Here is a 26,376-nt window from a genome sequence, read left to right as displayed (position 1 = left end):
ACGCTGGTCAGCTACGGCTACGACGCCCGCGGGCGGCTGGTCGAGGCGCGCAATGCCGTCGGCGAGACCGAGCGCTACGACTACGACGAACAGCAGACTGAACCGCGGCACGCTGCGCAAGAAACTCAAGCAGTACGATTTGCTGTAAGCATTCAATCAAACCAGAAAGGCGCCCGCTAAAAACGGTCGCCTTTTTTGCTGACTCCTTTGCTTTTGATGGAAATTGAGATGACCGACCAGACTACCCGCCTGCCGATCCGCCGCGCCCTGATCAGCGTTTCCGACAAGACAGGGATCCTTGAATTCGCCAAAGAGCTGGAAGCCCTGGGCGTCGAGATCCTCTCCACCGGCGGAACGTTCAAGCTGCTGCAAGACAACGGTGTTGCCGCAGTGGAAGTCGCTGATTACACCGGCTTTGCAGAAATGATGGACGGTCGGGTGAAAACCCTGCACCCGAAAATCCACGGCGGAATTCTCGGTCGTCGCGGTATCGACGACGCCATCATGAACGAGCACGGCATCAAGCCGATCGACCTGGTAGCGGTCAACCTGTACCCGTTCGAAGCCACCATCAACAAGCCAGGCTGCGACCTGCCGACCGCCATCGAAAACATCGATATCGGCGGCCCGACCATGGTCCGTTCCGCTGCGAAGAATCACAAAGACGTCGCGATCGTGGTCAATGCCAGCGATTACGCCAACGTGCTGGAAAACCTCAAGGCCGGTGGCCTGACCTACGCCCAGCGCTTCGACCTGATGCTCAAGGCGTTTGAACACACCGCTGCCTACGACGGCATGATCGCCAACTACATGGGCACTGTTAACCAGGCCGCTGACACCCTCGGCACGGAAGGTCGCAGCGAGTTCCCGCGCACTTTCAACAGCCAGTTCATCAAGGCCCAGGAAATGCGCTACGGCGAAAACCCGCACCAGAGCGCGGCGTTCTACGTGGAAGCAAAACCTGCCGAAGCCGGCATCGCTACTGCGACCCAACTGCAAGGCAAGGAGCTGTCGTACAACAACGTTGCCGACACCGACGCCGCGCTGGAATGCGTGAAGAGCTTCGTCAAGCCGGCCTGCGTCATCGTCAAGCACGCCAACCCGTGCGGCGTGGCCGTGAGCCCCGATGCCGAAGGCGGTATCCGCAAGGCTTACGACCTGGCCTACGCCACCGACACCGAATCGGCATTCGGCGGCATTATCGCCTTCAACCGCGAACTGGACGCTGAAACCGCCAAGGCCATCGTCGAGCGCCAGTTCGTCGAAGTCATCATCGCCCCAAGCGTCAGCGAAGAAGCCCGCGCCGTCGTGGCAGCGAAAGCCAACGTGCGCCTGCTGGCTTGCGGCGAGTGGTCGGCCGATCGCGCTGCCGCCTGGGACTACAAGCGCGTCAACGGCGGCCTGCTGGTACAAAGCCGCGATATCGGCATGATCGGCGCCGATGACCTGAAAGTCGTGACCAAGCGTGCACCGACCGAACAGGAAATCCACGACCTGATCTTCGCCTGGAAAGTGGCCAAGTACGTCAAGTCCAACGCCATCGTCTACGCCAAGAACCGCCAGACCATCGGCGTCGGCGCAGGCCAGATGAGCCGCGTGAACTCCGCTCGCATTGCTGCAATCAAGGCAGAACATGCTGGCCTGCAGGTACAGGGTGCGGTGATGGCCTCCGATGCGTTCTTCCCGTTCCGCGACGGCATCGATAATGCAGCCAAGGCCGGTATCACTGCCGTAATCCAGCCAGGCGGCTCGATGCGTGACAACGAAGTGATTGCAGCTGCCGACGAAGCCGGCATCGCCATGGTATTTACCGGCATGCGCCACTTCCGTCACTAAGTACACGATCAACTGTGGGAGCGAGCCTGCTCGCGAAGACGGCGGCACATTCAATAGAGATGTGACTGAAACACCGCTTTCGCGAGCAGGCTCACTCCCACAGAAAAGCAGCTTCAGCGCTGCCCACAGAATTTGCGTCATCCGAGGTTTTTGAAATGAATGTTTTGATCATTGGCAGCGGTGGCCGTGAACATGCCCTGGCCTGGAAAGTGGCTCAGGATCCGCGTGTACAGAAAGTGTTCGTGGCACCTGGCAACGCCGGCACTGCCATTGAGGCCAAGTGCGAGAACGTCGCCATTGACGTGCTGGCCCTCGAGCAACTGGCGGACTTCGCCGAGAAAAACGTTTCGCTGACCATCGTTGGCCCGGAAGTGCCTCTGGTTGCCGGTGTCGTGGACCTGTTCCGCTCCCGTGGCCTGGATTGCTTCGGCCCGACTGCCGGCGCCGCTCAACTGGAAGGCTCGAAAGCGTTCACCAAGGATTTCCTGGCTCGCCACAAGATCCCGACCGCCGACTACCAGAACTTCACCGAGATCGAACCGGCCCTGGCTTACCTGCGTGAAAAAGGCGCTCCGATCGTGATCAAGGCCGACGGCCTGGCCGCCGGCAAAGGCGTGATCGTCGCCATGACCCTGGCAGAAGCCGAAGATGCCGTGCGCGACATGCTGGCGGGCAACGCCTTTGGCGATGCCGGCTCCCGCGTGGTGATCGAAGAGTTCCTGGACGGCGAAGAAGCCAGCTTCATCGTCATGGTCGATGGCAAGAATGTCTTGCCGATGGCCACCAGCCAGGATCACAAGCGGGTCGGCGACGGTGACACAGGGCCCAACACCGGCGGCATGGGTGCCTACTCTCCTGCTCCAGTGGTCACCCCTGAAGTGCACCAGCGCGTCATGGATCAGGTGATCTGGCCGACCGTTCGCGGCATGGCCGATGAAGGTAACGTCTACACTGGTTTCCTGTACGCGGGCCTGATGATCGACAAGGCTGGTAACCCAAAAGTCATCGAATTCAACTGCCGTTTCGGCGACCCTGAAACCCAGCCTGTCATGCTGCGTCTGCAATCGAGTCTGGTACTGCTGGTCGAAGCAGCCCTGGCGCAGGCGCTGGACAAGGTCGAGGCACAATGGGATCCACGTCCGAGCGTCGGTATCGTTCTGGCTGCGGGCGGCTATCCTGGTGACTACGCCAAAGGCGCGGCCATCAAGGGCCTTGATGCAGCGGCAGCACTGGAAGGCAAAGTCTTTCACGCTGGCACTGCGCTCAAGGACGGCCAGGTCGTGACGGCAGGTGGCCGGGTGCTTTGCGCCACCGCCATGGGCGCCAGCGTAGGTGCTGCTCAACAGCAGGCTTACAAACTGGCGGCCAGTATTGATTGGGAAGGCTGTTTCTATCGCAAGGACATTGGCTACCGTGCCATTGCCCGCGAGCGTGGCGAAAATCAGGAATAAGTTACCCATTGAGCCAGACAAGGGCTTCGTGCCCTTGCCTGGCTATTCCGACGCCGCGCATAGTTATATTCTGGCATCAACCTACGAAGGGATTTCGCCGTGCGCTGGCTCAGGATTGCCATAGGTTTCACCGTCACTCTGCTGACCCTGCTCTGCATGCTCCCGGTCCAGGCCGCGCAAGGCAGTGGCTGGTCGGTATTGCTCGACGAACAGGGCGACTTGCAACTGAGCGACATCCGTTCTGCCCGATACACCAATCAATTCAGCCCTATCGAACTCGACCGCCTGACCGCTGCCGAACCCGACAGTGCGCTCTGGCTACGCTTTCGCCTGGCTCCGGGCAAGCATGAACAGCTACTGAAGGTGTTCGCACCCGATCTGCAGCAGCTGAACATGTATGTGCTGGACGGCGATACGCTGATCGGGCAATCCAATACGGGCAACAGGCAAGCGTTGGCCGACCGGCCGCTGCCCAGCAGCGACTTCATGCTGCCATTGCCGCAAAGCGACAAACCTCTCGATGTATACCTGCGGCTGGTATCCGAGCACCAGTTGCGCCCCTACATCACCCTGCAATCGGCGGTCATGATTGCAGCCAGTCAGACCCAGACACTCATTTACGGACTGTTGCTGGGCTGCATTGGCATGCTGATCCTGCACAACCTCATCCGCTATGCCTATACCCGCTCGCGCAGCAGCGCATGGCTCGCGGCCTGCGAAGCCTTGTTGATGCTCAGCCTGGTTTTGTTGCTGAATCTGGCAGGAGCCTGGCTACCGATCTGGCAGGCCGTGGAAACGCCTGGCGCCTACCTCGCCCTGTTGCTGACAGCGCCCAGCGGCCTGATGTTCACCTATCGCTTCTTCACCCCCCTGGGCCCGCACCCGCTGAACAAACTGATTGTCGGCGAAATTCTGCTCATCATGATCAGCAGCTTGTTGCTGCTGTTCGTCAACACGCTGCCACTGAACATCATTACCTACGGCCTGGTCGCCCTGGCGGGGCTGACCATGCTGTTCGTCAGCGCCTATCACTGGCAAAAAGGCTATCGTCCGGCGCGGCTGTTCGTGGCAGCCATGGTGGTGTTCAACATCGGTACGCTGATCATCCTGCCGGCACTGCTGGGGTTGACCCTGATCGAACCCCACGGCCTGATCACCACCCTGTTGGCATTCATCTGCATCAGCGGATTGTTGATGAGCATTGCGTTGAGCGAACGCCAGCGTCGCATCACTGAAGATCGCTTCAGCATCAGCCGCGACCTGGCGGCCAGCAATGCCGAAATCAATGCCAAGGCCGAATTCCTGGCGAAGATCAGCCACGAGATTCGCACCCCCATGAATGGCGTGCTGGGCATGACCGAGTTGTTGCTGGGCACTCCGCTCTCGGTCAAGCAACGCGACTATGTGCAGACCATCCACAGCGCCGGCAACGAACTGCTGACGCTGATCAACGAAATCCTCGACATCTCCAAACTCGAATCCGGGCAGATCGAACTGGACGATGTTCAGTTCGATCTCAATGCCCTGATCGAAGACTGCCTCAGCATTTTTCGCGCCAAGGCGGAACAGCAGAACGTCGAGCTGATCAGCTTCATTCAGCCGCAAGTGCCGCGAGTCATCAGCGGTGATCCGACGCGCCTGCGCCAGACCCTGTTGAGCCTGCTTGAAAACGCGCTGAAGAAAACCGACGAAGGTGAAATCCTGATAGTCGTCGCGCTCGATGAGCGCAGCGTCAAGCCACGCCTGCGCATCGCCGTGCAGGACAGCGGCGAACCTATGGACGCCGAAGAACGCGATGCATTGATGCATGCCGAACTGCACAGCAAGCATTTCCTCTCGGCCAACCGTTTGAGCGGCAATCTTGGCCTGGTCATCGCACGCCAGCTGATCCGTCTCATGCAGGGCGAGTTTGGTATCAAAAGCGGCAGCAATCAGGGCAGCACTCTGTGGCTGACCTTGCCCCTGGACCCTGATCGCCTGGAGCATCCGACGTCGGACCTCAACGGCCCGCTTCAGGGCGCACGGGTCCTGGTGGTCGATGACAACGACACCTGTCGCAAAGTGCTTGTTCAGCAATGCAGTGCCTGGGGCTTGAACGTCAGCGCCGTGGCATCGGGCAAGGAAGCACTGGCGCTGTTGCGCACCAAGGCGCACTTGCGCGACTACTTCGACGTGGTCTTGCTGGACCAGAACATGCCCGGCATGACCGGCATGCAACTGGCCGCCAAGATCAAGGAAGACCCGAGCCTGAACCACGACATCCTGTTGATCATGCTCACCGGCATCAGCAACGCGCCAAGCAAGATCATTGCGCGCAATTCCGGTATCAAACGCATCCTGGCCAAACCCGTGGCCGGCTATACCCTCAAGACGACGCTGGCCGACGAATTGGCCCAACGCAACAAAGGCCTGGCCATCCCCCAGCAACCGCCCTCCGCCACGGCACTGCCCGTCAAGGTGCCCAGCGACTTCCGCATTCTGGTGGCCGAGGACAACAGCATCTCGACCAAGGTGATTCGCGGCATGCTGGGTAAGCTCAATCTGCAACCTGATACCGCCAGCAATGGTGAAGAAGCACTGTTGGCCATGAAGGCCCAGCGTTACGACCTGGTGCTGATGGACTGCGAGATGCCAATCCTCGACGGCTTCTCCGCCACCCAGCAGCTGCGGGCCTGGGAAGTCAGCAACAAGCGGACTCGCACCCCCGTGGTGGCGTTGACCGCACACATCCTCGCCGAGCATAAGGAACGCGCACGCCAGGCCGGCATGGACGGGCACATGGCCAAACCTGTCGAACTCTCGCAATTGCGCGAACTGATCGAACACTGGGTTGCCCAGCGCGATCAACAACACCGCGCGGCAACGCCAGCGTCCTGAGCCGACAGACTGTGCAACGCCTGATAGACTCCCCTCGAATTCCCCCGCCAGTGAGCCTGCACCATGCTCCACGTGTTGTTCAGCGTTTATCTGAAGATGCTGGTGCTTTACAGCCCGTTCTTCGTTTTGTCCTGCTTCATCACTCTGACACGCGGCTACTCGCGCAAGGAACAACATCGACTGGCCTGGAAAGTGGCGATCGCCACGCTGGTCTCCAGCGTCCTGCTGTACCTGTTCGGCCGGGTCATCTTCAGTGTCTTCGGCATCACCGTGGATGCATTTCGCATCGGTGCCGGCAGCGTACTGTTCATCTCGGCACTGGGCATGGCCCAGGGAAAATCGGCAGTACAGGCCGACAACGTGCAGCAGGATGTGACCATCGTCCCGTTGACCATTCCGCTGACGGTTGGCCCCGGGACCATTGGTGCCCTGCTGGTAATGGGCGTTGGCCAGCCGCATTGGGATGACAAACTCACCGCCATCCTGAGTATTGCCCTGGCCAGTTTCACGGTCGGCGTGGTGCTCTATCTGTCCAACCACATCGAACGCATTCTGGGCGATCAGGGGTTGCAGATTGTCAGCCGGTTGATGGGGTTGTTTGTGTGCGCACTGGCGGCGCAGATTATTTTTACCGGGGTCAAAGGTTACCTGGTTCCTTGACCGGGCTCGCCCTCATCAAGACTTTCTCGAAATGACTTTTCATGGCCAGAGACTACAAGTCTATGGCCTTACCCGGTTACTTGCGCCGACTGAAACGCTTCGCCAGGATTTCCTTGCGATGCACGCCAAGATACTCCTCGATATCCCACTTTATTTCAGCATATCGGGCTGGATTGAACGTTATGAAAGACTTCCCGTGAAAGACATCGAGTGAAGATGTTTTCCAGTCAACGAACAACAGCCCACCGTCATTACTTCCCCCTTGGTGATCCACTGCCGCAATCGCAATCAGGATGATTCCATTGGCCAGTTGCTCACAGGGAATCGTGGATAGCCGCACACCTTCAGCGCTCTTGGACTCGATATTCAGCAGGTTGATCGCCTCTGGTTCCTGCTTCAATGCACTCAAGGTAGAGTTCGTCACCGCACTGAGCACAGTAGCGCCCGGAACCGCCGCTTTGGCCGCCTCAACCGCTGCCTGAACAATATCGACCATGACATTGTCCATCGTCACTTTTAGCGATGCGGCGCTGTATTTTGAAAAGCCTTTGTCCGCCACAAAGCAACCAAGATCCTCCATGCACTTGGTAAAGGCGTGATACCAGGCCTTGGGATCTTTGTTTCCCGGCACTTCGTAGTTCGCTTCCATCTTCGACATCGTGATCAGGTTTTCAATGATCGCCATGTTCTCGATGCTGATCCTGTCACCGTAGCCGACCAGACTATTGCCCAGCACCAGCGCATCCAGCTCTTTTGACGGGCTCGAAACCGGTGTCGACGCCAACGACCTTGCGCGCGGCCTGACGGCCAATGCGCCGCGACGCTTTTGAATACAGCCTCTTACGAAATCCACACTTTCAGAAATACTGATAGAACTTTCAAAAGCACTCATAACTTAATTCCCTTTATTATTTAAAAGATGCTCCATCCAGGAACACTGCAAACTTAAACAGACTTGCCCTGCTCAACAAATCCAAGCAGATACAACATATGTATGCCATCCGCCAGGACAGAGTGGACCGCACTAAATAAACATGAAAAATAAAAAACCAGACCACCCTGGCTGACAACCAGGGTGGTCTGGTTTTATTCAACATACGATGACCAGGCAGGTTTCAAGGGATCGGCGTGAGCTTGTCTCCGTAGCTGCGTGGTGTGTACACCCAAGTGCGCCCGTCTGGGCGAGGGATCACACGCGTCGTCGAAGATCCGATGATGACCATCGTCCGCATGTCTACCTGATCAGGGGTCAGATGCCCGAGGGTGGTGACCCGCAAGGTCTGCCCCGGCCGACCAATGTCCCGCCCCAACACAACCGGTGTCGCCGGCTCACGGTGGCGAGCGACGATGTCCAGCGCTTGCCCCAGCTGCCAGGGGCGCGAACGGGAGATGGGGTTGTAGAAGGCCAGGGCCAGATCGGCCTCCGCCGCCAGATCCAGTCGCTTTTCGATGATCGACCAAGGCTTGAGGTTGTCCGACAGCGACAGCACGCAGAAGTCGTGCCCCAAAGGCGCACCCGCCTGGGCAGCCGTCGCCAGCGAAGCGGAGACACCCGGCAGGATCTCCAGATCTACGTTATGCCACGCCACATCGGTGGACTCGTGAAGTGCTTCCAGTACCGCGGCGGCCATCGCAAAAACCCCAGGATCACCGGAAGACACCACCACCACCGACCGCCCCTGGGCCGCCAGTTCGAAGGCGTGACGCGCGCGCTGCATCTCTTCGCGATTGTCGGTGCAATGCAGCACCTGATCGTTGCGGAACGGTCCGGCCATACGCACATAGGTCTCGTAACCCAGCACATCATCGGCACGAGCCAGTTCCGCCTTGACCGCCGGCACCATCAGTTCGGCGGCACCCGGTCCCAGGCCGATCACCGCGAGACGTCCGCGAGGCCGGCCGATCCGTACCAGGTCCAGCGGCTGTTCGGCGACCGCAATGGCAAGGGTGTCATCACCGTAAACGGCCAGAGGCTGGCCAATGGCATTGCGTGCCAGCTCACCAGCGCCCTCACCCGCTTCGGCAAATCGCAGCGGGACACCCAACTCGAGCGCTGCTTCGCGCAGTGCCGGATTGGCCATTTCGGTATCGGCGGCCAAAAGACAAGCCACCGACTGCGCAGCCACCGACGCCTGGCTCAACGCCTCGCGAACAGCGCCCGGTATGTCTGCAACGCCAGCGCCAACGGCGACCAGGACACTGCGTGGATAAATCAGCAATTCGTCGGCCGACGGCGCACGCTCTGCAGGGCTGACATGTACCGCCAGCCGCGCCTGCGGACTCTCAGGTAGCTGCGCCTGGGCCAGCCACGGCGCCGCGCCTTCGATGCGTACCATTTCACCGGCCAGCAAATCGGACACGAAACGTTTGCCCAGCTCCAGATCGCCCAAGGCATAGCCATCGGGCGGATTGAGCAGGCACGTACCAAAGCGCAACTCGCCGCTGGTGGTGATGGCCGGCGCAACATCGAGATGAGCCGCCATTTCCCGCGCCATCAGGTTCACGCCGCCCAAACCACCGAGTAACGGCACCACGGCGCTGCCATCTTCGGCAACCGCCAGCACGGGCGGCTCGGCGCCCTTTTCCAACAGCAGTGGCGCGAGGGTACGGATTACGATCCCGGCCGCGCACAGCGCGATGATCGGCGTGTCCGCAAGATAGAACTCACGCAAGGTCGCACCGAATTCGCGGTAAGTGCGGTCCGCGTCTTCGACCCGCCCCGCCAGACCGTGGATCAGCGATTCGGGGTACAGCTGCTGAATCTTGCGTGCTGTGGCGAAGCTGCCATTGCCAAGAATGACAATCGCCGGAGCTGGACGTGTCATCAGCCTTGCCACCTTTCGCCGGGAACGATGATCAGCGAGAAATACGGCGAGGACATCGGCTCGACCTGGTCCAGTGGCACGATCTTCTGGTTGGCCATGGTCGCACGCTCGACGTAGAGCGCCCTTTGGGCCAACCCGAGTTCCTCCAGCACCTCACGTACTTTCGGAAAGTTGCGCCCCAGTTTCATGATCACCGCCGCATCGGCATCGGCCAGGCGACGCTTGAGTTCATCATGTGGCAGCACACCCGACAGCACCGACAGGCTCTGATTGCGATAGACCAACGGCGCACCGAGCACCGAAGCGCCACCGAGCATCGAGCAAACCCCCGGCACGACCTCGGCTTCATAGCGCTCGGCGAGCCGGTCGTGCAAGTACATGTAGGAGCCATAGAAGAACGGATCGCCTTCGCAGATCACTGCCACGTCACGCCCGGCATCCAGATGCACCGCAAGCTGCTCGCCGGCGGTATCGTAGAAATCGCTGATGACCTGCTCATAGGAAAGCGGCGCCGGCAACGTTTCGGTGGTGACCGGGTAGACCAGCGGCAACAGGGTTTGTGCTTCCTGCAAATGCGCCTCGATGATGCCGAAGGCGTTGCCCTTCTTGCCCTTGGCCACGAAGTACGCCACCACGGGCGACTCACGCAGCAGGCGCAGGGCCTTGACCGTGATCAGTTCCGGATCGCCGGGGCCGACGCCCAGACCGATCAAACGTCCTGTTGCTTGCATCATTCGATCTCCGTGGCGAGGGCATTGACGGCGGCGGCGGCCATGGCGCTACCGCCCAACCGGCCCTGCATGATGACGAACGGCACGCCGCGACTGTCCGCCGCGAGCATCGCCTTGGATTCGGCAGCGCCGACGAAGCCCACCGGGAAGCCGAGGATCAGCGCCGGTTTCGGCGCTCCGGCATCAAGCATTTCCAGCAAATAGAACAACGCCGTCGGCGCATTGCCGATCACCACCACGCTGCCTTCCAGGTGCGGACGCCAAAGTTCCAGCGCAGCGGCGGAGCGGGTATTGCCCAGCTCGCGGGCAAGATCCGGAACGCTCTCGTCGCGTAGCGTGCAAATCACCGGGTTGTTGGCCGGCAAACGCGCGCGGGTGATGCCTTCGGAGACCATTCGCGCATCGCACAGAATCGGCGCACCGGCGGCCAGCGCTTCGCGCCCGGCCTTGCCCGCGCCTTCGGAAAACTGCAATCCGTCGATGGATTCGACCATGCCGCAGGCGTGGATCACCCGCACCGCGAGTTTTTCCAGGTCGGCCGGGATTCGCGCCAGGTTGGCCTCGGCACGAATGATCGCGAAGGAGTTGCGATAGATCTCCTGTCCGTCGCGGATGTAATCAAGCATCAAAGGGGCTCCGTGAGCGGGCGTCGAGCAAGGCGCCGACCGCATCGATAGTGAGGTGGTGTGCGTGCAGGGCTCCGAAACCGGGCTGCGCTGCGTCGCGAAAATATAGATCGTAACGGCCGGGGGCGACGGCCAGCAGGGTGACCGGTGCGACATGCGCGGCGGCGCAGGAGCGCGGGCAACCGCTCAGGTGTACGCTCAATGCCTGTCCCTGCCGCTGCAGGAGCGCAGCCAACTGCCGGGCATCACCCTTTGTTTCGGCCTGGCCCTTGCCGCACCCGCTTGAACCGGTACAGGCGATCATCCGGGCCAGCGATTGATCGGGATTGCACATCAGCCCCAGCTCCTCCAGTCGCTGAATGACCTGGGCAGCGTGTTCGTGGCGAACATTGGGCAACAGCAGGCTTTGCCATGGCGTGAATCGCAGGCTCCCGTCACCGAACTCGCCCGCCAGGCGTGCCACGCCGCGCAGCATGGCCGGGTCAAGCCGTCCCAGCGGCGGCACCGCTCCCACATAGACAATGCCGGCCTCGATCTGGGGATGAGCGCCAATGTGCAATGCACCCGGCTGCGTACTGCGCTGCCAACCGCAATGGGACTGGAACGCCGCTCGCTCCGCCAACCGGGCAAGGAAGTCGTCTATCGGGTGCTCGGCAAGCAAATGACGCATCCGCGTCTGCTGCGGACTCGCCAGCTCAAGAAACAATTCAAGCACCGCGACCACGGTGTCATGGCCCTTGTCGAGCGCCACCGAGCCGGCGGGCGCGTCCGTTGGACAACCGGCCAGACCGAACGCCAGCCGCCGCTCGCCGTCCTGCTCGAATGCCGAGAGCCACAGATCATGGTGATGTTCGAGCATCGCCAGGGCCTCGCCGCCATCCAGTTGCACGGCGAACTTGGCACTGAGGTCGTGGAAATGTTCGTGGCGTTGCACGGTGGCGAGAATTCGCTCGGCCAGCGGGCGGGTGTCGAACACCCTGTGTCGATCGATCCCGGCGGCAGGGCTGAGCATCAGGTTGCGCACGTCATCGCCGGCTGCATTGCTTGGCCCCAATCCGCAGGCCAGCAAGCTGTCGATCAAGGCGGCTGTCTCGCTGCCAATCCCGCGAATCTGCAGATTGGCGCGGTTGGTCGCCTCGATCACGCCACCGGCATATCGCTGGGCCGCATCGGCGACGGCAACGGCTTGCTGTGCATCGATGGCGCCACCGCTGAGCTTGATCCGGCAAATGCCACCATCCAGCGCCTGGACGATACGCAACAACCCTGGACAGGCCGAAGGACGCAATGGGCTGGATGGCTGAGAAGAGTTCACAGGATGACCGGTACGAATTGAAGGGCAGCATTATGCCTGCTTTGTCTGGCCGGATGAAAAGCCCACGCGGATTGACGACGAAACGTGTTTCAAAGCGGCGTGAACGGATTTTTGGCTCCCCCCTGAAAAGCCCTGCAACAGGCCTTCACAGCAGGAATCAAATGATCTGTCCAGCCACACTCAATCCGGTTGTCGGCTCCTGTACGTTCCGATGACAAGCAAACAGCTTGGCCATTTTCAGGAGCAACACATGAACAGGGAACATCCAGCCGGAATATTGACCGGACCCAATCTTGTCTCGTGCATCGATGAACTTTCACCGCAGGATCACGACGACATGACTCACTGCACCCAGATCGCCACCCGATCTGCCGACCTGCTCTGTGGCCGCTTCGTTGATTCGGCGAAGTGGCTGAATGAATACGTATCGACATTGAATTTTCTGGGCTGGTCCGTTTTCCAGGACACCATCTTTACCCGCACCCGCCACGACCTGCCTGAAAGCGTTGCGGACTTTCTGGTCCGAAGCGCTCAGGGGATGCATGACGCCAGACAAGGGAACGCCATGATCGACACGCTCGATGCGCTCAAGCCCGACAGACCGGCGCTCTATTCGCTGGATGAAGAAAGCCGCCTGGGCGAACACTTTCAGGTGATTCCCGCACGCTACGATTCCAGGGGGCGGCTTGAAATAGCGGTTTTCAATCTTGAGCTGGTGACGCAAAGGAAGAAAAGCGCCTTTCTATTTGGGGATTGGGAAGATCGCAGCACAGAGATCATTCAGCGACGGGCCTACCTGAAGCTCAGTAAATCCGAGCTCGAAACCAAAAGAACGCTCATCGAGAAAAAGAGGTGCGAGATCGCAATGAAAAGATTCAACTTGTGCAAGGCACGAGCGACCTGAAGCTTGTGCCGATTTCCTCCCTCGCGGCAGGCGATTGCCTTCCACACCGCGCTATGATGCACAACCGCCACGCTTGACGTACCGACGTGGTGACGATTGAGCTTCGTTTGATGGAAGAGGAACAGCATGACCCCCTGGCTGACAGTGGTAGGCATCGCAGAGGACGGTTTCAAGGGCCTTGGAAAAAACGCCCGACACGCGCTGCTCAACGCCTCGCGGATCATTGGCGGTCAACGGCAACTGGATTTGCTGCCTGCCTGCATTCGTGGCGAGCGGCAATTGTGGCCCCGCCCATTCACCCTTGAACCGGTTCTGGCCAGACGTGGCGAGCCTGTCTGTGTGCTGGCCAGCGGCGACCCGATGTTTTTCGGCGTGGGGGCCAGTCTTGCGCGGCAGTTGCACGTCGACGAAATGCTGATCCTGCCGGCGCCCTCCTCCTGCTCGCTCGCAGCGGCCCGAATGGGCTGGCCATTGCAGGACGTGGTCACCGTATCGGTAGTCGCCCGTCCCATTGCTTCACTCAGCACACAGCTGTTCAGTGGTGCGCGTTTGCTGGTGTTGAGCAACGACGGCCAAAGCCCTGGCGCGATTGCCGCATTGTTGCGTGAGCGTGGCTTCGGTCCGAGTCGGCTCACCGTGCTGGAGCATTTGGGCGGTACTGCCGAACGGCGTATCGATGGCGTCGCCAGCGACTGGAGCGATCCCTTGATCGCCGACCTGAACCTGATCGCCATCGACTGCCTCGCCGAACCTGGCGCGCCGCGCCTGTCGCGATTGGCCGGGCTGCCGGACTCGGCGTTCAAGCATGACGGCCAATTGACCAAGCGCGATGTACGCGCGATCACCCTGGCACGACTGGCCCCCATTCCCGGCGAATTGCTCTGGGATGTCGGCGCCGGCAGCGGTTCGATCGGCATTGAATGGATGCGTGCCCATCCGAGTTGTCGCGCACTGGCCATCGAAGCCGATGAAGGGCGCCAGCAACTGATCGAACACAATCGCGACGCCCTTGGCGTGCCCGGCCTGCAATTGATTCGCGGCCGTGCACCACACGCCCTCGACGGGCTGGAACGACCGGATGCCGTTTTCATCGGTGGCGGTGTAACCCGCGAAGGCGTGCTGGACAGTTGCTGGGCGGCCCTCAAGCCAGGCGGTCGGCTGATCGCCAATGCTGTCACGCTGCAAAGCGAAATGGCCCTGATGGCCTGGCGTGAACGGCATGGCGGGGAGCTGACACGCATTCATATCGCTCAGGCGCAACCATTGGGTGACTTCGATACCTGGCGCCAGGCCTTGCCGATTACCGTACTCGATGTGACGAAAACTCTCGATGCGCGATGAAACCCCTGAACAACCCGCACCGCTGCGCAGCGGCCTGACCACCGGCAGCTGCGCGACCGCAACCAGCCTTGCGGCAGCCCGGTTGCTGCTTGCGGGCACGGCGGCCGATGCCGTCGAGATAGTCTTGCCGAAGGGTAAACAGGTGCGGATGCGTCTGGAATTCTGCCGGTTGGCGGGCGACGGCGCCGAAGCCGGCACGATCAAGGATGCCGGGGACGATCCTGACGTCACCCACGGCGCCCTGCTTTACTCCCAGGTGCGACTGCGCGCGGAACCCGGGGTTGGTTTCCATGCCGGTCGTGGCGTCGGCACAGTCACCCGACCGGGGCTGGTACTGGGTGTGGGCGAGCCGGCGATCAACCCGGTGCCACGCAAAATGATCAGCGATCATCTGACCGGACTGGCTGCCGAACTCGGTTACCTCGGCGGCTTCGAGGTAACGGTCAATGTCGAAAACGGCGAAGCCCTGGCGCTCAAGACCATGAATCCGCGCCTGGGGATTCTCGGCGGCCTGTCGATACTCGGCACCAGCGGCATCGTCCGGCCATTCTCCTGTGCCGCCTACATCGCCTCGATCCACCAGGGCATCGACGTGGCGAAAACCAACGGCTACCTGCACATCGCCGCCTGCACCGGCAACGCCAGCGAAGACACCATGCGCCGGGTCTACAACCTGCCGGAAATAGCCCTGATCGAGATGGGCGACTTCGTCGGCGCGGTGCTCAAGCACCTGCGCAAAGTGCCGGTGGATAAACTCAGCATCTGTGGCGGCTTCGGCAAGATCAGCAAACTGGCGGCCGGGCACATGGACCTGCACAGTCGGCATTCGAGCATCGATTTGCCGCAACTGGCCGAGTGGGCCGCGGCGGTCGGTGCCGATGCCACGCTGCAGCAAGGCATCCGCGAAGCCAACACCAGTCAGCAGGCTTTGGCCATGGCCAGCACCGCCGGAATCGCCCTGGGCGATGAGGTGTGTCGCCACGCCTTGATCTTCGCCCGCAGCGTGGTGCCCGCGCAGGTGCAAGTCGAAGTGTTTGCCATCGACCGCCAGGGCGGGATTGTCGGTCATGCCGGAGCGTTTCAATGAAGCGGATTCTATTGCTGGGTGGCGTGACCGAGGCCCTGGCCATCGCCCGGACCCTTGGCCCCCGGCATATCTACAGCCTGGCCGGCATCGGTCGGGTGCCGACGGACCTGACCTGCCAGGTTCGCGTCGGCGGCTTCGGCGGTGCCGAAGGCCTCGCGCACTACATCCACGAAGAACGCATCGACCTGCTGCTCGATGCCACGCACCCCTATGCCGCAAAAATCAGCCAAAACGCCGCGCATGCCGCGCACCTGAGCGGCATCCCCTGCTGGGCGCTGCGACGCCCGGCGTGGCAACCCCAGGCCAGCGATGACTGGCGTGAAGTCAGCGATTGGGCCGAACTGATCGAAGCCCTCAAGCCCTTTCGACGACCGCTGTTCACCCTCGGCCGCGAGCCCCTGCAACACCTGGAGGAAATCCCGCCGGAACAATTCTGGACCTTGCGCGCACTGGACGCGTATCCCGGCAACGACCGCTGCGAAGTGATCGGCGCACGCGGGCCGTTTCTGATCGACGATGAACGTGAGCTGTTCGAACGCCGACAAATCGATGTGCTGATCAGCAAGAACAGCGGCAGCACCGCGACTGAACCGAAACTGGAAGTAGCTCGCGAGCGCGGGGTACCGGTACTGGTGTTGAAGCGGCCGGAGTTGCCGTTGGTGGATCGGGAGTTCAGTTCTGTGAGTCAGTTGCTGGAAAGCCTGTCTCTGTCAGACGTTTCCTGAGAGCTGCAAACACCTGTGAATTTGCTGGCGACTTTCCAGGAATGAGCTGGCTGTTCCATTTCATGCCTGCGCTTCATATTCGAATTCCTTTAATTCGATCAAACACAGACCCGCCATTTACAGGGAGCGACCCGCTTCATTCCCGGAAAAGCGCGGCTTGCCAGTTTGTATCCCAAGGAATACGATTTCGACATGATCGACTTCAGACGATCCCGCGCATTCGCCCAATGGCTCGACTCATTGAAGGACACCATTGGCAAGGCACGAATACTCGCCAGGCTCCGGGCTGCCGAGCATGGAAACTTTGGCGATTGCGTGCCTGTTGGATCGAACGTTCATGAAATGCGCGTTCACTATGGGCCCGGCTACCGGATGTACTTCACTCGCAGGGGCGAAGTGGTTTATCTGCTGCTGGTGGGTGGCGACAAGTCGACCCAAAAACGAGATATCCAACGCGCCATTCAGATGGCGCAATGCATCGGTAATGAGGAGTAGATCATGACCGAACAATTTACCCGCTTTGATGCTGCGCAGTTCCTCAAGTCTCCAGAAGAAATGGCCGCCTACCTGGATGCCTGCTTTGAAGAGGACGCAGGCGATGGCGTACTGATACGAGCCGCCCTCAATGACATCGCCCGCGCACAAGGCATGACGCAAATTGCCCGTGATACTGGCTTGGGACGGGAGAGTCTGTACAAAGCGCTAAGCAGTACTGGCAATCCGGAATTCGCGACTATCATGAAGGTTATGAAAGCTTTGGGTTTGCGTTTGCATGCCGTTGCAATCTGACTGTGCTGCGACACCAAACCGCACGTCGCTTTTTTACTTATCGGCATTGATCAGGCTAAATAGCCGCGCCTGATCGCCCACCCAACCGGAACTGTCCCATGTCCCGACAACGGCTCGCAATTGCCTGGATAGCCTGCTTCGCAGTGCTGTTCAACATGCTCGCCATGCCGATGTCCGGAGCGATGGCGCAGTCGGCCAAATCGCCAGCGGAACAATTGTTGTGGGGCAGCTTCTGCTCGGCCAGCGGCACCAAAATGGTGGCGATTTCCCTTGGGGACATCGAGCCCAAGGCCTCGCACAACGACGATCACTCCAATATGCAGCATTGCTGGTGCTGCTCGGGTTCCGCTCCGCTGGTGGCATTGCCCGGCCATGAATCCCGGTTGTACTTCGCGCAGTTCGAGAGCAATCCAAGCCTGCCGCCTCCATCGTTCAACACGCCGACACCGCGCCAGCAATGGCCCAACCTCAATCCCCGCGCATCCCCTCTGGTGTGATTCCTTCTCGCAATTGACCTGCGTTTCGAATCATTCCGGAGAACTGCCATGTTGAACAAATTCATCGTTCTGGCCGCATTGCTGCTGCCTGCCTGCTTTGCCAATGCCCACGAATACAAGGCCGGCGAGCTGGAAATCGCTCACCCCTGGTCGCAGGAGTTGCCGCCCAACGCGCCGACCGTAGCGGCCTATTTCGTGATTCACAACGAAGGCAAAACCGCCGACCGGCTGCTCAGCGTCGACACACCGATTGCCGGTGAAGCTCAGTTGCATGAGCACACGATGAAAAACGACGTCATGAAAATGGAGCACGTGCCCAGCGTGGAAATCCCCGCTGGCGGTGAAGTCACTTTCGCGCCGATGGCTTATCACGTGATGCTGCTGAATCTGAAAGATCGCAGCCTGCTCAGCGACGGCAAGCGCTTCCCCATGACCCTGCACTTCGAGAAGGCCGGCGACGTGAAAGTCGAAGTCGCGGTACAGAAGCAGGCACCGGACACCATGCAAGCACACGTGCATACCCAGTAATCGCCTGAGCTGAATACGCCCATGCGCCCGCTTGGCACCAGGTCTGCCAGCCCCCGTAGTCAGCCATCGAGCCTGACACGCGGCAGCTGGATCAGCCTGTTCGCCATGTTGATGATCTTTATCGGTCCGCTGATTTCTCAGTCGATGCCGATGGGTTCGTACACGGCCGTGTCTGAAAACATGTCCATGAACATGTCGATGGACATGAATAGGGACATGTCGGCGATGGACCCGGCTGGCCATGCTGCACAATCCGACGCCGAGCACTGTCCACCGCAAGCCGGGCACCACGTTTTGTGGGAGAAATGCGGCTATTGCAGTCTGCTGTTCAATTGCCCGGCGCTCACCGGTGGCGCAACGTTCACCGCGTTCGGCACCCCGCCAGCCAGTCCTTTCACCTCCGCGTCCCCTCGCCTGGGCCATGCCCGGCAAACGTTCTTCCCCGGTGCCCGCACCCGCGCCCCGCCCATCGTCGTCGCGTAAACACTCGCCTTTGATCTCCCGCAGTCAGCAAGACAGTCAAATGAAACAGTGGGAGCTGGCTTGCCAGCAATGAGGGATTGTCAGCAGACATTCATGTCGTCTGGCAGACCGCTATCGCGAGCAGGCTCGCTCCTGCAGGTTCACCACTGTCCCTGCCCGCGTTCGGTTGCCCGGCAACCGCGAACCGAGAATTAAAAGAACCAAGCCAAGCGGAGCACACGTGATGAAACAGCCTAAAGTGAATTTCTATAACCTGGCCTGGCGCTGGCATTTCTATGCCGGATTGTTCGTTGCGCCATTCATGGTAATGCTGGCCTTGACGGGCACCATTTACCTGTTCAAGCCGCAACTCGATTCACTGATGTACAGCAGCCTGCTCAACGTCCCGGCCGGCCATAACAGCCTGGCGGCCGACGACCTGCTCAAGCGGGTCAAGGAAACGTACCCACAGGCAACCATCAAGCAGTACCTGCCACCGGTCGATGCCGAACGCAGTGCCCAGTTTGTCGTGCTCGACGGCGGCAGCGAACTCAACGTTTTTGTCGATCCGTATCACGGCGACATCCTGGGCGAACAGGATGCCAAGAAAAACCTGCAAGCCATTGCCCGGGCGATTCACGGCGAGCTGATGATCGGCACCGTCGGTGACCGCTTGGTGGAGCTGGCCGCCGGTTGGGGTGTGGTGCTGGTGGTTTCCGGCATCTTCCTGTGGTGGCCGCGCGGCCAGGCCGCCGGCATTCTGTGGCCACGCCTGAGCAGCCGTGGCCGTGTGCTGTGGCGCGACCTGCATGCCGTGACCGGGTTCTGGGGCGCGTCGCTGCTGCTGGTCATGCTGCTCAGTGGCATGACCTGGACCGGGTTCTGGGGCCAGCAATATGCCGCGGTGTGGAATGTGTTTCCGGCGGCGATGTGGGACAACGTACCCAAGTCCGACGTCGAAGCCCGCAGCCTCAATAGCGCCACCCGCCAGACCGTGCCGTGGGCCATGGAAAACACACCGATGCCGATGTCCGGCGACCACGCCGAACACATGGCCCATGGTGAAGCGAAAGCCGGCCCTGCGGCGCCGACCATCAGCCTGCAGGACGTGCAGGACATCGCCACGCAGAGCAAGGTCGAACCGGGCTACAGCATTACCCTTCCGACCAGCGCAACAGGCGTGTTCACCATCGCCGTATTCGCCGACGACCCACGCAACGACGCCACCCTGCATGTCGACCAATACAGCGGCAAAGTCCTGGCCGACGTGCGCTACGAACAGTACGGCGCCGTCGCCCGCGCGACGGAAATCGGCGTGATGCTGCACGAGGGCAAAATGTTCGGGGTGTTCAATCAGATCGTCGTACTGCTGATTTGCCTGATGATCCTGCTCAGCGCCGTCAGTGGCGTGGTGATCTGGTGGAAGCGCCGTCCACAAGGCAAGCTCGGCGTTCCGCCATTGCGCCATGACCTGCCCAAATGGAAAACCGCGATGGTCATCATGTTCGCACTGGCGGTGGCCTTCCCACTGGTGGGCGCTTCGCTGGTGGCGGTCTGGGTACTCGACCGCGTACTGCTGTCGCGCTTCACCCGGCAAGCTGAGTCGACTTCAACTTCATCATGAAACAGGCGAGATGCGCGGGATTGAAGGCGCTGTAAACTTCCCGAGCATCACCCTCTCAGATTCAGAGTCTCCTTTCGGGCCCCTTCGCGGGCAAGCCTCGCTCCTACAGGTTTTGCGCATGACCTGTAGGAGCGAGCGGTGCGGCGATCCGACTTGCCCGCGAAGGGGCCTGAAGCTTCACTTCAAGAGCCACTGCATGACCTCGCTGAACCTCACGAATATTTCCTGGACGCCCCTGGGCCAGGGTCACTGCCACCACTCCTTCCAGCTACGCGACGCTTCCTTGCACGTGGCCACCGGAGAGTTCGTTGGCCTGATCGGTCCCAACGGCAGCGGCAAGACCAGTCTGCTGCGTTGCGCCTGGCGATTCAGCAAACCGGACAATGGTGAGGTCCGGCTCGATCAGCAAAACGTCTGGAAGCAATCCTCACGCTGGTGTGCGCAGCGCATTGCCGTGGTGTTGCAGGAATTTCCGGATGCCTTCGGCCTGAGCGTATGCGAAGTGGTCGCCATGGGGCGCACGCCGCACAAGGGGCTGTTCGATGGCGATACCATCGAGGACAGAAACCTTGTGAAAAGCGCGCTGGAATCGGTCGGCCTGCCGGGTTTCGAAGACCACGAATTTTCCACCCTCTCCGGCGGTGAAAAACAACGTGTGATCCTCGCCCGCGCCCTGGCCCAGCAACCCCGATTGTTGATCCTCGACGAACCGACCAACCACCTCGACCCGCGCTACCAACTGCAATTGTTGCAGCTGGTCAAACGCCTGAAGATCGGCACCCTGGCCAGCCTCCACGATCTCAATCTTGCGGCGGCCTTTTGCGATCGGCTGTACGTGATCGAGCACGGCCGCATCGTCGCCAGCGGGACACCAAGGGAAGTCCTGACCGACACCCTGTTGCGCAACGTATTCGGCGTGGAAGCGCTGATCGATGAACATCCTTTGCACGGCTACCCACGAATCACCTGGATAACCCAATCATGACCTTGCGTTCCCTGCTGCGCGCCAGCCTTTCACTTGCCCTGCTGTCGGGCTGCGCCCAGGCCTTTGCCGAACCCACGCATTACCCGCTGACGATTCACAGCTGCAACCGCGAGGTGACGTTCCGGCAAGCACCGAAACACGCTGTCAGCCACGACATCAACATGACCCAAATGATGCTCGCCCTTGGCCTGAAGCCGCGGATGGCCGGTTACAGCGGTGTGTCGGGCTGGAAATCGGTGACACCGCAGATGCAGGGCATCCTCGAGGGTCTGCCGGAACTGGCGGCCAAGTATCCGTCGGTGGAAACCCTGCTCGACGCCAACGTCGACTTCTTTTTCGCCGGTTGGGATTACGGCATGCGCGTGGGTGGCGACCTCACGCCGCAAACCCTGCAACCCCTGGGTATCAATGTCTACGAGTTGACCGAGTCCTGCGCCTTCGTGATGAAGCGGCCGCCAGCCACGCTCGAGGACACTTACAACGACCTGCGCAACCTTGGGAAAATCTTCGACGTGCAGGATCGTGCCGATACCCTGATCAAGCAGATGCAGGCGCAAGTCACCGCGATTCGCCACGAACTGCCCGCCGACAAGCCACGGGTATTCCTCTACGACAGCGGCGAGGACCGGGCCATGACGTCCGGCCGCCTGGGCATGCCCCAGGCGCTGATCGACGCCGCCGGCGGGCGCAACATTCTCGACGATGTCGACGCGAGCTGGACCCGGGTCAACTGGGAGAACGTGGTCGAACGCAACCCGCAGGTGATTGTGATCGTCGACTACGGCGAAATCACCGCCGAACAAAAGATTGAATTTCTGCGCAGCAACAAGGCACTGCAATCGGTGGACGCGATCAGGCACCAGCGCTTCGTTGTCATTCCGTACGTGCAAGCCACACCGGGCATAGACAACGTGTTGGCGGTGGCGACGCTGGCCAAGGGTTTTCACGGTCAATGAGCGAGCGACGCCATGCCTTGCTGTTGATCGCCCTGGGCACCGTACTGCTGGTGTCCTGCGTGGTGTCGCTGGGTTTCGGCCCGGCGCGGGTTCCGGTAGAGGTCGTATGGCGGATTCTGTTGCACAAGCTGTGCGGCATCGGCGCAGCGGACTGGAGTGCCGGCCAGGAACACATCGTCTGGCTGATCCGTGTACCACGCATGTTGCTCGGTGCACTGGTCGGTGCCGGGCTGGCGTTGATCGGTGCTGTGCTGCAAGCCGCCACGCGCAATCCGCTGGCCGATCCGCACCTGCTGGGTGTCACCTCCGGCGCGACGTTGGGCGCGGTGATTGTGGTGCTGCATGTCGGTGAAATCGTCGGTCTGCTGACATTGCCCGTCGCAGCCTTTATCGGTGCGCTGTTGAGCATGCTGGTGGTTCTGATGATCGCAAGCCGTCATGGCCGTCTGGACAGTGATCGCTTGTTGCTTTGCGGCGTGGCCGTGTCATTCGTGATGATGGCGATTGCCAACTTGCTGTTGTTCATGGGCGATCATCGCGCCAGTTCGGCGGTGATGTTCTGGATGCTCGGCGGACTCGGACTGGCACGTTGGCAACTGTTGGCGGTGCCGGCCTTGTGTGTGCTGTTCGGGCTGGTGCTGCTGACGGCGATGGCGCGGCCATTGAATGCCTTGATGGCGGGCGAGCAGACTGCTGTAACGCTGGGCCTGAATGCACGCACCGTACGCTTGCGGGTGTTTGTGATCGCCTCGCTGATGACCGGTGTACTGGTGTCCGTCAGCGGCTCGATCGGCTTTGTCGGATTGATGGTGCCGCACATCGCGCGGCGCCTGGTCGGTGCCGAGCATCGCCGGTTGCTGCCGGCGTGCGTACTGCTCGGCAGCGTGTTTCTGGTCTGGGTGGATGTCGCCGCCCGCACCCTGATCGCCCCGCAAGACCTGCCTATCGGCGTGGCGACCGCCGCCATTGGTGGGCTGTTTTTCATCGGCCTGATGCGCCGTCGCTGACCCATCGCCCCCCAAACTGTAGGAGCGAGCAAGCTCGCGATGGACTCGAGAACGCCTCGGGGAGTCAGGCACCCAGCGTTATCGTTGGCGACCATCGCGAGCGTGCTCGCTCCTACAGGGGATCGGTGCTGCTCGCACCAGAATGGCGCATGCCGGTGCACCTGCGCGTGCAAGCCGTCCTTTCATGGTGCGCCAGCACAAGACCCACCGCTCTGACACGACACTTTCCTGCCCAAATCCGAGCGGGCACAGCCCTTGCTAAAGACTCTTCAGTGGTCCGCATCTGCCAGCCAGGAAAATTATCAAAAGCTACGATCTAATATGTAGCGTCCTAACGATAATGAAACCATGAACTCACCTGCCTCCCTCCCGCTGTTCACCCCGAGCTGGCATGCCGAGCTGGAGCTGGGCTACGCCCGATTCGGCGACAGCACACGCCCGATCCTGCGTCGGCACCTGGGCCCGCTGCGGGTGCAGAAACACCTGTATGCCGAAGGGCCGCAGGTCTGCCAGCACATCATCGTGCACCCACCCGGCGGGATTGCCGGCGGCGATCGACTGGATATCTCGGCACGCGTCGGCAGCGATGCCTGGGCCCAGCTCACCAGCCCCGGTGCCGCCAAATGGTATCGCGCGGCAGGGCCTGCCTGTCAGCGACTGCACTTGCAGGTGGAGGCCGGTGCGACCCTGGAGTGGCTGCCGCAAGAGACCATCGTCTACAGCGCCGCCCAGGCAGAACTCAGCACGTCGATTGACCTGCAAGGCGACGCCCGGCTGCTGTACTGGGACGTGGTGGCCCTGGGTCGCCCGGCCAGCGGCGAACGTTTTGAACGGGGCCATTTTCAGGCACAACTGGATATTCGCCATGACGGCCGGTTGCTCTGGCATGAGCGCCAGCGCATTGTCGGAAACGACGGTTTGCTGGATTCGCCGATCGGCCTTGATGGACAGCCTGTGTTTGCCACCTTGCTGGTGACCGGCGAAATCGACGCCGAACTGCTGGAGCGCTGTCGCTCGCTGACCAACGAAGTGCGCGGGGATCTGACGCAATTGCCAGGCCTGCTGGTTGCCCGTTGCCTGGCCAGTGAGGCGTTGCTGGCTCGTGGCTGGTTGATTGACCTGTGGAAGCTGTTGCGCCCGGCGCTGCTGGGGCGCGAGGCCGTTCCACCAAGAATATGGAACACCTGATCACGCGATCATGGAACACCGAATGTTGTAGGAGCGAGGCTTGCCCGCGAAGAGGACCTCAAGGGCACCAAAAAGCTTCGCGGGCAAGCCTCGCTCCTACGGGTTGAGTAACCTTTTAACTGCCGATTATGGATTGCAACGATGGACCTGACCCCACGTGAGAAAGACAAGCTGCTGATCTTCACCGCCGGCCTGGTAGCCGAGCGGCGTTTGGCTCGCGGTGTGAAACTCAATTATCCCGAAGCCATGGCCTACATCTCGGCGGCGCTGCTCGAAGGCGCCCGCGATGGCCAGACCGTGGCCGAGCTGATGCACTACGGCACCACGTTGCTGAACCGCGAGCAGGTGATGGAAGGCATCCCGGAAATGATTCCGGAGATCCAGGTCGAAGCGACATTCCCCGACGGCACCAAACTGGTCACCGTCCATCAACCGATCATCTGAGGCCACACCATGACTTACACCATCCGCGATGCAGTACACGCCGACCTGCCGGCAATCCGCGACATCTACAACGACGCCGTGCTCAACACGACGGCCATCTGGAACGAGCAGGCCGTGGATCTGGGCAATCGCCAGGCCTGGTTCAGCGCCCGGCAGTCCCAGAACTATCCGATCCTGGTAATCGTCGATAGTGATAACAGCGTGCTGGGCTACGCTTCGTTCGGTGACTGGCGACCCTTCGACGGTTTCCGTCACACCGTCGAGCACTCGGTCTACGTGCGCAGCGACCAGCGCGGCAATGGCCTGGGTCCGAAACTGATGGAGGCGCTGATCGAGCGCGCCAGAGACTGCGACAAGCATGTGATGGTCGCGGCCATCGAAAGTGGCAACGCCGCGTCCATTCGCCTGCATGAACGCGCCGGTTTCATCATCACCGGACAGATGCCGCAGGTGGGCACCAAGTTCGGTCGCTGGCTGGACCTGACGTTCATGCAACTGACCCTGAACCCTGGCGCACTTCCGCCGGACGCCAACAAGGAGTGACACCCGATGAATTCCGCTCAGTTGCGACGTGTCAATGCCGAAAGCTTTGCGCACTACCGCCAGGGCTTGATCGAGCTGCTGCTCGATGCCGTCGGCTATGGTGCCAGTGTCGGCTTCATGGCCGACCTCGATACCACGCAAGCCCGCGCGTACTTCGATGAAGTCCAGGAAAACCTGAACAAAGGCCAGGTGCTGCTGTGGGTAGTGGTCAAGGACGAGCAAGTGCAAGCCAGCGTGCAACTGAGCCTGTGCCAAAAGGCCAATGGCTTGAACCGTGCCGAGGTACAGAAACTGCTGGTACGCGAGCACGCTCGGCGTCGCGGCCTGGGCCAGCAATTGATGGCAGCGCTGGAGCAAACCGCCCTGCAACACAAGCGCGGCATGTTGTTCCTCGACACCGAGGCCGGCTCCCCGGCGGAAGACTTCTACAAAGCGCTGGGTTACTCCCGCGCGGGTGAAATCCCGGATTACGCCTGCGACCCGAACGGCCGCTACAAACCGACGGCGCTCTATTACAAGATTCTCCAGGGAGCCCATTGATGATTCCCGGCCAGTACCAGATCCAGCCCGGCGAAATCGAACTCAACACCGGGCGCCGCACGATCAGCCTGACGGTGGCCAACAGCGGCGACCGGCCGATCCAGGTCGGCTCGCACTACCATTTTTTTGAAACCAACGACGCCCTCACCTTCGACCGCGCCGCCAGCCGCGGCATGCGCCTGAACATCCCCGCCGGCACCGCCGTGCGTTTCGAGCCGGGGCAGAGTCGCGAGGTGGAGCTGGTGGACCTGGCGGGCAAGCGTCGGGTGTTCGGCTTTGCCGGCAGGATCATGGGTGACCTCTGATTTTTATGCTGACTGTACCGGCCTCTTCGCGGGCAAGCCTGAACTGGCCTAATGATTTTGGACACTTCAATCGGGCGCTATGATGGCGCCCAAATCTGAGGTGTTTGGCTATGCGTAAATCTTATTCCAG

The 26,376-nt window shown here is 60.9% G+C and carries 28 protein-coding genes; 23 read left to right on the top strand and 5 right to left on the bottom strand.

Going from position 1 to position 26,376, the window contains the following annotated elements; genetic code table 11:
• From ACQKP2_RS24550 to ACQKP2_RS24530, 5 genes are all read left to right on the top strand, one after another.
• Nucleotides 1-180: RHS repeat domain-containing protein (locus ACQKP2_RS24550; protein ID WP_427580212.1), on the top strand; the 180-nt coding region annotated here is incomplete at its 5' end.
• A 48-nt stretch (nucleotides 181-228) separates the two neighbouring features.
• Nucleotides 229-1,836, top strand: coding sequence for a bifunctional phosphoribosylaminoimidazolecarboxamide formyltransferase/IMP cyclohydrolase (gene purH / locus ACQKP2_RS24545; protein WP_427580211.1), 1,608 nt, complete (start codon nucleotides 229-231; stop codon nucleotides 1,834-1,836).
• A 155-nt stretch (nucleotides 1,837-1,991) separates the two neighbouring features.
• Complete coding sequence (gene purD, locus ACQKP2_RS24540; protein ID WP_427580208.1) at nucleotides 1,992-3,287, top strand: phosphoribosylamine--glycine ligase; 1,296 nt, start codon at nucleotides 1,992-1,994, stop codon at nucleotides 3,285-3,287.
• Between the two features lie 99 nt (nucleotides 3,288-3,386).
• Nucleotides 3,387-6,164, top strand: a complete 2,778-nt coding sequence (locus tag ACQKP2_RS24535) for a response regulator (protein ID WP_427580206.1) — start codon at nucleotides 3,387-3,389, stop codon at nucleotides 6,162-6,164.
• A gap of 63 nt (nucleotides 6,165-6,227) precedes the next feature.
• Nucleotides 6,228-6,824, top strand: a complete 597-nt coding sequence (locus ACQKP2_RS24530) for a MarC family protein (RefSeq protein WP_427580204.1) — start codon at nucleotides 6,228-6,230, stop codon at nucleotides 6,822-6,824.
• Between the two features lie 76 nt (nucleotides 6,825-6,900).
• Here ACQKP2_RS24530 and ACQKP2_RS24525 read toward each other — a convergent pair whose 3' ends face one another.
• From ACQKP2_RS24525 to cobG, 5 genes are all read right to left on the bottom strand, one after another.
• Nucleotides 6,901-7,716: a hypothetical protein gene (locus tag ACQKP2_RS24525; RefSeq protein ID WP_427580202.1), complete on the bottom strand. Its 816-nt coding sequence runs from the start codon at nucleotides 7,714-7,716 to the stop codon at nucleotides 6,901-6,903.
• 223 nt (nucleotides 7,717-7,939) lie between these two features.
• The gene (cobJ, locus tag ACQKP2_RS24520; protein ID WP_427580201.1) at nucleotides 7,940-9,649 is read right to left on the bottom strand and encodes a precorrin-3B C(17)-methyltransferase; all 1,710 of its coding nucleotides are present in this window, start codon (nucleotides 9,647-9,649) and stop codon (nucleotides 7,940-7,942) included.
• Nucleotides 9,649-10,383 (bottom strand): precorrin-2 C(20)-methyltransferase, encoded by a 735-nt coding sequence (locus ACQKP2_RS24515; protein WP_427580199.1) that lies wholly within the window; start codon nucleotides 10,381-10,383, stop codon nucleotides 9,649-9,651. The genes cobJ and ACQKP2_RS24515 overlap by 1 nt, the downstream gene beginning before the upstream one ends.
• Nucleotides 10,380-11,006: a precorrin-8X methylmutase gene (locus tag ACQKP2_RS24510; protein ID WP_427580197.1), complete on the bottom strand. Its 627-nt coding sequence runs from the start codon at nucleotides 11,004-11,006 to the stop codon at nucleotides 10,380-10,382. The genes ACQKP2_RS24515 and ACQKP2_RS24510 overlap by 4 nt, the downstream gene beginning before the upstream one ends.
• The gene (gene cobG / locus ACQKP2_RS24505; protein ID WP_427580195.1) at nucleotides 10,999-12,321 is read right to left on the bottom strand and encodes a precorrin-3B synthase; all 1,323 of its coding nucleotides are present in this window, start codon (nucleotides 12,319-12,321) and stop codon (nucleotides 10,999-11,001) included. Before cobG ends, ACQKP2_RS24510 begins: the two co-directional genes overlap by 8 nt.
• A 250-nt stretch (nucleotides 12,322-12,571) precedes the next feature.
• Between cobG and ACQKP2_RS24500 the strand changes: the two genes are divergently transcribed.
• From ACQKP2_RS24500 to ACQKP2_RS24415, 18 genes are all read left to right on the top strand, one after another.
• Entirely contained in the window at nucleotides 12,572-13,225 is a 654-nt protein-coding gene (locus tag ACQKP2_RS24500) for a hypothetical protein (RefSeq protein WP_427580193.1), read from the top strand.
• Between the two features lie 126 nt (nucleotides 13,226-13,351).
• On the top strand, nucleotides 13,352-14,566 hold the full coding sequence (cbiE, locus tag ACQKP2_RS24495; protein WP_427580191.1) for a precorrin-6y C5,15-methyltransferase (decarboxylating) subunit CbiE: 1,215 nt from the start codon (nucleotides 13,352-13,354) through the stop codon (nucleotides 14,564-14,566).
• Nucleotides 14,556-15,653: a cobalt-precorrin-5B (C(1))-methyltransferase gene (locus ACQKP2_RS24490; protein ID WP_427580189.1), complete on the top strand. Its 1,098-nt coding sequence runs from the start codon at nucleotides 14,556-14,558 to the stop codon at nucleotides 15,651-15,653. The genes cbiE and ACQKP2_RS24490 overlap by 11 nt, the downstream gene beginning before the upstream one ends.
• Nucleotides 15,650-16,378 carry a cobalt-precorrin-6A reductase gene (locus ACQKP2_RS24485; RefSeq protein WP_427580187.1) on the top strand — a complete coding sequence of 243 codons (729 nt, stop codon included), beginning with the start codon at nucleotides 15,650-15,652 and terminating at the stop codon, nucleotides 16,376-16,378. Before ACQKP2_RS24490 ends, ACQKP2_RS24485 begins: the two co-directional genes overlap by 4 nt.
• Nucleotides 16,379-16,570: 192 nt before the next feature.
• Nucleotides 16,571-16,873, top strand: coding sequence for a type II toxin-antitoxin system RelE/ParE family toxin (locus tag ACQKP2_RS24480; RefSeq protein WP_427580185.1), 303 nt, complete (start codon nucleotides 16,571-16,573; stop codon nucleotides 16,871-16,873).
• A 3-nt stretch (nucleotides 16,874-16,876) separates the two neighbouring features.
• The gene (locus tag ACQKP2_RS24475) at nucleotides 16,877-17,167 is read left to right on the top strand and encodes an addiction module antidote protein (protein ID WP_427580184.1); all 291 of its coding nucleotides are present in this window, start codon (nucleotides 16,877-16,879) and stop codon (nucleotides 17,165-17,167) included.
• Nucleotides 17,168-17,265: 98 nt separating this feature from the next.
• Entirely contained in the window at nucleotides 17,266-17,664 is a 399-nt protein-coding gene (locus ACQKP2_RS24470) for a DUF2946 domain-containing protein (RefSeq protein ID WP_427580182.1), read from the top strand.
• 48 nt (nucleotides 17,665-17,712) lie between these two features.
• Nucleotides 17,713-18,192 (top strand): copper chaperone PCu(A)C, encoded by a 480-nt coding sequence (locus ACQKP2_RS24465; protein ID WP_427580180.1) that lies wholly within the window; start codon nucleotides 17,713-17,715, stop codon nucleotides 18,190-18,192.
• Nucleotides 18,193-18,213: 21 nt separating this feature from the next.
• Nucleotides 18,214-18,675, top strand: a complete 462-nt coding sequence (locus tag ACQKP2_RS24460) for a DUF2946 domain-containing protein (RefSeq protein WP_427580179.1) — start codon at nucleotides 18,214-18,216, stop codon at nucleotides 18,673-18,675.
• Nucleotides 18,676-18,898: 223 nt separating this feature from the next.
• Nucleotides 18,899-20,278 (top strand): PepSY-associated TM helix domain-containing protein, encoded by a 1,380-nt coding sequence (locus tag ACQKP2_RS24455; protein WP_427580178.1) that lies wholly within the window; start codon nucleotides 18,899-18,901, stop codon nucleotides 20,276-20,278.
• Nucleotides 20,279-20,474: 196 nt separating this feature from the next.
• On the top strand, nucleotides 20,475-21,263 hold the full coding sequence (locus ACQKP2_RS24450) for an ABC transporter ATP-binding protein (RefSeq protein WP_427580177.1): 789 nt from the start codon (nucleotides 20,475-20,477) through the stop codon (nucleotides 21,261-21,263).
• Nucleotides 21,260-22,219, top strand: coding sequence for an ABC transporter substrate-binding protein (locus tag ACQKP2_RS24445; protein ID WP_427580175.1), 960 nt, complete (start codon nucleotides 21,260-21,262; stop codon nucleotides 22,217-22,219). Before ACQKP2_RS24450 ends, ACQKP2_RS24445 begins: the two co-directional genes overlap by 4 nt.
• Nucleotides 22,216-23,226 carry a FecCD family ABC transporter permease gene (locus ACQKP2_RS24440; RefSeq protein WP_427580173.1) on the top strand — a complete coding sequence of 337 codons (1,011 nt, stop codon included), beginning with the start codon at nucleotides 22,216-22,218 and terminating at the stop codon, nucleotides 23,224-23,226. Before ACQKP2_RS24445 ends, ACQKP2_RS24440 begins: the two co-directional genes overlap by 4 nt.
• Nucleotides 23,227-23,574: 348 nt before the next feature.
• Nucleotides 23,575-24,414: an urease accessory protein UreD gene (locus ACQKP2_RS24435; protein WP_427580172.1), complete on the top strand. Its 840-nt coding sequence runs from the start codon at nucleotides 23,575-23,577 to the stop codon at nucleotides 24,412-24,414.
• 141 nt (nucleotides 24,415-24,555) lie between these two features.
• Nucleotides 24,556-24,858: an urease subunit gamma gene (ureA, locus tag ACQKP2_RS24430; RefSeq protein WP_427580171.1), complete on the top strand. Its 303-nt coding sequence runs from the start codon at nucleotides 24,556-24,558 to the stop codon at nucleotides 24,856-24,858.
• A gap of 9 nt (nucleotides 24,859-24,867) precedes the next feature.
• Nucleotides 24,868-25,401 (top strand): N-acetyltransferase family protein, encoded by a 534-nt coding sequence (locus tag ACQKP2_RS24425; protein ID WP_427580169.1) that lies wholly within the window; start codon nucleotides 24,868-24,870, stop codon nucleotides 25,399-25,401.
• A gap of 6 nt (nucleotides 25,402-25,407) precedes the next feature.
• Nucleotides 25,408-25,941 (top strand): GNAT family N-acetyltransferase, encoded by a 534-nt coding sequence (locus ACQKP2_RS24420; RefSeq protein WP_427580167.1) that lies wholly within the window; start codon nucleotides 25,408-25,410, stop codon nucleotides 25,939-25,941.
• Entirely contained in the window at nucleotides 25,941-26,246 is a 306-nt protein-coding gene (locus ACQKP2_RS24415; protein WP_427580166.1) for an urease subunit beta, read from the top strand. The genes ACQKP2_RS24420 and ACQKP2_RS24415 overlap by 1 nt, the downstream gene beginning before the upstream one ends.
• The last annotated feature ends 130 nt before the right edge of the window (nucleotides 26,247-26,376 follow it).

The organism is Pseudomonas sp. NPDC089569 (assembly GCF_050280625.1).
Lineage (GTDB): Bacteria > Pseudomonadota > Gammaproteobacteria > Pseudomonadales > Pseudomonadaceae > Aquipseudomonas.
The sequence above is the reverse complement of the archived record's forward strand: the minus strand, read 5'-3'. Positions and strand labels throughout refer to the sequence as shown.